Source organism: Acinetobacter sp. UBA6720, from assembly GCF_002454215.1.
GTDB lineage: Bacteria > Pseudomonadota > Gammaproteobacteria > Pseudomonadales > Moraxellaceae > Acinetobacter.
This window is the reverse complement of the sequence record NZ_DKIK01000135.1, coordinates 208-5,873: the sequence shown is the minus strand read 5'-3', so window position 1 is coordinate 5,873 and position 5,666 is coordinate 208. Positions and strand designations below refer to the sequence as shown.

Here is a 5,666-nt window from a genome sequence, read left to right as displayed (position 1 = left end):
TCATTGTTCCACCTCGATTAGATTTTTATCTAAAAATAATTTGTATTTGATTGGTTGTATCTGCCATACATAATGTAGAGCAGTGAAATCCATATAATACTGATACTCCATCCCGCAAGGACATCGGACGGGAAATGTACCCCAAGATAGACTCTTGAAATTCCCATCATCAGCATCCATAAAAGAGCAATGCAGACAATAAAACGATGTGCAGGAAATGGGCGACTTAAGAAAATGGCAAGACACGCCAAAGTGGCAGCATACATACTGTGCGCACTTGGAAAGGAAGCACCATAGCTCGTCACTAGGTGAAACATTTCTGGTGGGCGTGGTCTTGAAATTAAAAATTTAAGTAGCCAAACAGAAGCAATGCTTCCAACTACGCCTAAACCTATAAAAATGACATCTTTATACTTTTTATACCATGCACGATGGAAACACCATAGACAGGTTAAAAATAATACAAATGGCATGCCGCCGAGTGCAGATAAAAGTATTGCAAACTTATTTATAGGCTCAGTTCTCAACGTACTGAAATTTTCAACTATTGTTAAATCTAGCGATGTTAATGGTTGAAAAAATAATACTAATATGCTGATTATAAATAGAATAATACCGATAAAAAGCAACAAATAAGGCATGCTAAAACTCGTGTCATTTGAACCGATTTGAGCGCGGTTATTTACTGGGTTAAAGTGTACTCATCAGTACACTTTAATTCAAGTGTTGATTAATAATGCATAAAATTTTGTTCATAGTCTAACAAGTGCTCAAAATGGGTACAAAATCATTTTGTATGGTGTTTTGTACTGTTTGAACTTTCTTCAACTTCAAGTGGTACTTTTGGGGGCCAAAAGAAATCACTTGGGCGAGTCAGAAAATGGGTGAGTACCAATTTTGCTAAAGGTTTCCATTGTTCAAAACGAACTCGACGTGCACGTAAAGCCACAATAATAGTCAAGGTAAAACTGACAAATAAGTTTGTTAGACCAATGCACAATACCCCAAGGAAAGATACAATAATCAAGCCAATTTCAGGACTGCCATTAATATTCATCAGGCCTTGAATAAAGTTTGCTGAAGCAAAGGCAATGTGTCGAATATCTAAAGGTAACCCCAAAATGTAGCCAATGGTTCCCATACTTCCTAGCATAATCCCGAATAAGAAGTTACCTGCCAACGCACCTAAGTTACGTTCTATATAACCTGCAAATTTATCGAGCCGTTCTTGTCGCATGATGGTTTTGAGACGTGGGTGTGCTTTTAAGCGAGGACCAACTTTGCGGTAGACGGCCATATTATCGAAATAGCCCGCCAGCAGACCTGACAAAAATAAACACACACCAGCAATAGCAGCATGGGGAATGGCTAAAGAGGTAAATGGATTCAGGTCGTGTAGTGCTTTGCTGGCTTTTGCATGTGTCATCAGCGGTTCGTGTAGCCCCGTTGCCCAAGCCCATGCAATAAAGGCTGCAACGGGTATGGCAATCGAGATATTACCCAAAATAGCAATGAACTGGGTACGGATAATATTGATAATCAATGCTGCTAATTCAGCAATTTGCGCGGTTTTAGAACCTTTGCGGTGTTGTACTGTTGCTGCAAGGGCTGCAGCAGTCATCGCGGGTTGTTTAGTCGCTACAGTAAAGTGCAAGACATGAATCAGCATAAAACCTAGTGAGTAATTCATACTGTAAATAAAGGCTTGCATGAGTGGTGCCATGACCATACGTGCCGACAAGGTTTTGAGCGTTGCCATGATGGCAATAATAACCCCTGCACCTGCTGCCGATTTGTACATGGCCAAAAAGCCTTGTTTGTCTGTACTTACATAGTGTTCACCTGTTTTACTGGCATTTTCAGTTACCTGTAACGCAATGAGTTCACTGTTGGTAGTGAGTAGAGAGCGTACGCTGCGTTCGCTATAAATCGCAGCGGTAATATCGACCAGAAGGTTGCTAATGGCTTTATAGTGCGCTTCGCCTTCTTCTACAATCAAATTGAGCAACAGTTCAACACGGTCTAAGCACTGTTCTAATAAGGATATGAGATAAGTTAGGCTCACACTTACCCCAATGCGTTTGGTTGAGCGACGAATTTTTAGAACTACATCACGACACTGCTCAATCATAACCAATGCCTGAGATGCATCGGGTGGTGCAACCACACTGGAAACATCGGCGTCGTGATGAGCTTTTTTATACTGTTGAATGAATTCGATCATTTCGCGATTCTGAACTAAGAAAGGCGATTCATATTCAGTCAGTTCAGGATGTGCATTAATAAATTCAGGATATAAACCAATACCACTAATCCGATAAGACAGCACCGTGATGGCTTTAATCACTTCACTGCGAATTTTGACTTTTTCTTTTTGATTGGCATGGCCATGATTGAGCAGGTTCAGCAGTTGTAGCCAGTCACTGTCTTTGATGTTATCAAGCCAATATTTATCACTTCGGTTGGGGAAAACACGACGGACTAAATCTTGCAACTGCGTCTCGTCGTTAATCAGCGGTAAAAAATGTGCGCCTAAACGCTGCGACAATTGATTCCAAAAACCATCTAAAGACAAAATGCCAGTATCGGCATACAGACTGGTTTGTTTGTATTGGGAAATCAGGCCTAAGATGAAGCTTTGCAATGTTGAGCCTGCATCAGGCGTAATCAACAAAGCATGAATTAATGCTTGTATTTTTTGATGAATTTCATCAGTTTGATATGAGTCAGTAGGGCGAATACGTTCCACCAACTCAATTAAAAGTTGGTCATTTAAAGCAACTTGAGGATGCTCAAGTTGCTGCTGCATTTGAGAGAAAAGATCATTAAATTGTATATGCATAAGCAAGTTAAAAACGTTCTAAGGCATGATTTGTTATTGAATTCGATGCAAAGCCAGTTGGGTTAGATTAACCAAAGCTTGACGATATTGGCTTTCAGGTAAAGCCTGTAAAGCGTCTAAAGCAGCTTCGGTTTCTTCGTGCGCACGCTGACGACAATAGTCCAGTGCACCAGAGTTGTTCACAATTGCAATGACTTGTTCAAGATCTGCCGTTCCACCTGTGGCAATACTTCTACGAACGACATCATGCTCTGCGCCCGTTGTGTTTTTCAATGCTGAGATTAAAGGTAAAGTTGGTTTACCTTCCATCAAATCATCACCAATATTTTTACCTAATGTTTCAGCGTCTGAGGTGTAATCTAAAATATCATCAATAATTTGGAAGGCATTGCCGAAGTGACCTGCGAATAAACGCAGTGCTTCTCGATACTGTGGCGTACCTGAAAGAATAGCAGCACCTTCAGTTGCCAGTTCAAATAAACGTGACGTTTTACCGTGAATAATATCTAAATAAGTTTGTTCTGTGGTTTCAGGCTGATGTTGGGCTTGAAGCTGTAGTACTTCACCTTCCGCAATTTCACAGGTTCCTGTAGAAAAATCTTTGAGTAAAGTCATGTCGCCCAAATCGACCAACAGATCAAAGGCACGTGAAATGAGGAAGTCACCGACCAGAACTGCAGTCTGATTGTTCCAAGTCGCGTTCGCTGTTGGTCGACCACGACGTAAACCAGACTCGTCCACTACATCGTCATGAACTAGAGTTGCGGTATGAAGCATTTCAATGATTGCAGCAAGTTTACGTTGACGTTCTAAATCTTCTGCACCACAGGCTTTTGCTGCTAATAAACACATAATTGGACGCATGCGTTTACCACCTGCTTCAACCACATGTTTACTCACTGCCATGACTAGAGCCACTTTAGAGGTAATTCCTTCATTAATAAATGTGTCCATCATGGCAAAGTCTTGAGCTACTGGGGCGAGAATATCTTGCTTAAAATCGACGGTCATTTGAAGAGAAGCCTCATCTATATAAAGTGATAAAAATCAGCAATACAATTATGGTTTAAAATAAGGACACATGTCTAAATCATTCATTTCAATCATAAATAAGGCTAGCATTGTGCGAGGCTATATTTTAGAAAGACAGTTCCTTATTTCCCCGATGTATAAGCGTACCGTATTTGTACGTCTATTTATACCTTCGAATCAATTCCTTCATACTATAGCGAATTGATTTTAAAAATCTATTTCATTGTAAGCAAACTCTAGCCAGAGTTGAACTGTAATTTGTTGATTGAGTTTTTCCCGATTATTAAATAATCGTTAATTTAGTCGAATAAGTTTGGCAAATCTCTTGTTGTTTGATCAAATATCACTTAAAATCCTTGCCCTTGATTAACCCCAGTGGCGTTCGTATTAAGATCGGTATATTCCTTTATCGGCACGACGACACGGGCATGTTTGGAGTACATTATGTACGCAGTAATCCAAAGCGGTGGTAAACAGCACCGTGTTGTAGAGGGTGAAACCCTTAAAGTTGAATTGTTGAAAGCTGAAACTGGCGCAACTATTACGTTTGATGACGTACTAATGCTAGTAAATGGCGACAGCATTCAAATCGGTGCTCCAGTTGTTGCTGGTGCGACTGTAACTGCTGAAGTAGTTAGCCATGGTCGTCACGACAAAATCCGTATTGTAAAAATGCGTCGTCGTAAACACTACCGTAAACAACAAGGTCACCGTCAATGGTTCACTGAGTTGAAAATTACAGCTATTTCAGGCTAATCACGAGGAGTAATGAGACATGGCAACTAAAAAAGCCGGTGGTTCGACTAAGAACGGTCGTGATTCGAACCCTAAAATGCTTGGTGTTAAAGTTTACGGTGGTCAAACTGTAACTGCTGGTAACATCATCGTTCGTCAACGTGGTACAGAATTCCACGCTGGTACAAACGTAGGTATGGGCCGTGACCATACTTTGTTTGCTACTGCTGATGGCGTAGTTAAATTCGAAGTGAAAGGTCAATTTGGCCGTCGCTACGTAACTGTTGAAGCGTAAGTTTTAATAGTAAAAAAGCCCACAATTTAGTGGGCTTTTTTTTGTCTTTTAATAACAAGGATCTGTTTTTTACTTCTGCTTGCCTATAATTTAAGTCTCAAAATCACAGTAAATAGTGATGTGTATCACATAAAATAAGCGTGTAATAGAACTGTAAAACTAGAAGAAAAGGCAGATAGATATGGACAGAATAGATAAAAATGTCTGGCCTGATTCAGGCAGCCATATGGCAGAAACCCTTGGGCATAAGTTCAAACAAGAGCAAAGCCATATCAGTGCCGCAGTAAAAGACATTATTCAGCGACGTTGTTTTTTATTTCATCATGATTTTCATCGAGAAAAATTCACTTTAAAAGCAGTTTTGTTGGGTGCGATGCTCATTACAGCACATGGTGTGTGGGCTGGTGGGAGTGAAAATAATTGCTATTTTAAGAATGACTATTGTGGTGGTCAGGTTGGACCTGCTGGGCCTGCGGGTGCAGATGGTCAAGATGGAGATAGTGCCTATCAAATTGCTTTAAATAATGGATTTGTAGGAACTGAGCAAGAATGGTTATTAAGCTTGCAAGGAGCGGATGGTATAGATGGTCTTAATGGTAAAGATGGTATCAATGGGGCTGACGGTCTAGATGGACAAAATGGTGCAAGCGCTTATCAAGTTGCTGTCAATAATGGATTTGAAGGTAGTGAAACACAATGGCTTGAAAGTCTACAGGGTGATACAGGAGCGACAGGTGCACAAGGTATCCAAGGTGTGAAAGG

Annotated in this window: 6 protein-coding genes; 3 read left to right on the top strand and 3 right to left on the bottom strand. The window is 40.5% G+C overall.

Translation table 11 applies throughout. From position 1 onward, the window contains the following. Window positions 1-29: 29 nt before the first annotated feature. The 3 genes from B4F08_RS11585 to sdsA form a co-directional block, all read right to left on the bottom strand. Window positions 30-641: a phosphatase PAP2 family protein gene (locus B4F08_RS11585; protein ID WP_086208127.1), complete on the bottom strand. Its 612-nt coding sequence runs from the start codon at window positions 639-641 to the stop codon at window positions 30-32. 146 nt (window positions 642-787) lie between these two features. Next, on the bottom strand, window positions 788-2,842 hold the full coding sequence (locus B4F08_RS11580; protein ID WP_086208126.1) for a site-specific recombinase: 2,055 nt from the start codon (window positions 2,840-2,842) through the stop codon (window positions 788-790). Between the two features lie 33 nt (window positions 2,843-2,875). Continuing rightward, window positions 2,876-3,853 (bottom strand): All-trans-nonaprenyl-diphosphate synthase, encoded by a 978-nt coding sequence (sdsA, locus tag B4F08_RS11575; RefSeq protein ID WP_086208125.1) that lies wholly within the window; start codon window positions 3,851-3,853, stop codon window positions 2,876-2,878. 465 nt (window positions 3,854-4,318) lie between these two features. On the opposite strand from sdsA, the gene rplU reads away from it, so the two are divergent. From rplU to B4F08_RS11560, 3 genes are all read left to right on the top strand, one after another. Beyond that, window positions 4,319-4,630: a 50S ribosomal protein L21 gene (gene rplU / locus B4F08_RS11570; protein ID WP_004695441.1), complete on the top strand. Its 312-nt coding sequence runs from the start codon at window positions 4,319-4,321 to the stop codon at window positions 4,628-4,630. Window positions 4,631-4,649: 19 nt separating this feature from the next. Further along, the gene (gene rpmA, locus B4F08_RS11565; protein WP_086208124.1) at window positions 4,650-4,904 is read left to right on the top strand and encodes a 50S ribosomal protein L27; all 255 of its coding nucleotides are present in this window, start codon (window positions 4,650-4,652) and stop codon (window positions 4,902-4,904) included. A gap of 181 nt (window positions 4,905-5,085) precedes the next feature. Beyond that, window positions 5,086-5,666 (top strand): hypothetical protein (locus tag B4F08_RS11560; protein WP_291374432.1); only part of this gene is annotated, 581 nt, incomplete at its 3' end.

What these genes read in the sequence shown, in the direction of transcription:
- rpmA (WP_086208124.1), top strand. Translation starts at nt 4,650, where the DNA reads ATGGCAACTAAAAAAGCCGGTGGTTCGACTAAGAACGGTCGTGATTCG.
- B4F08_RS11585 (WP_086208127.1), bottom strand. Translation starts at nt 641, where the DNA reads ATGCCTTATTTGTTGCTTTTTATCGGTATTATTCTATTTATAATCAGC.
- sdsA (WP_086208125.1), bottom strand. Translation starts at nt 3,853, where the DNA reads ATGACCGTCGATTTTAAGCAAGATATTCTCGCCCCAGTAGCTCAAGAC.
- rplU (WP_004695441.1), top strand. Translation starts at nt 4,319, where the DNA reads ATGTACGCAGTAATCCAAAGCGGTGGTAAACAGCACCGTGTTGTAGAG.
- B4F08_RS11580 (WP_086208126.1), bottom strand. Translation starts at nt 2,842, where the DNA reads ATGCATATACAATTTAATGATCTTTTCTCTCAAATGCAGCAGCAACTT.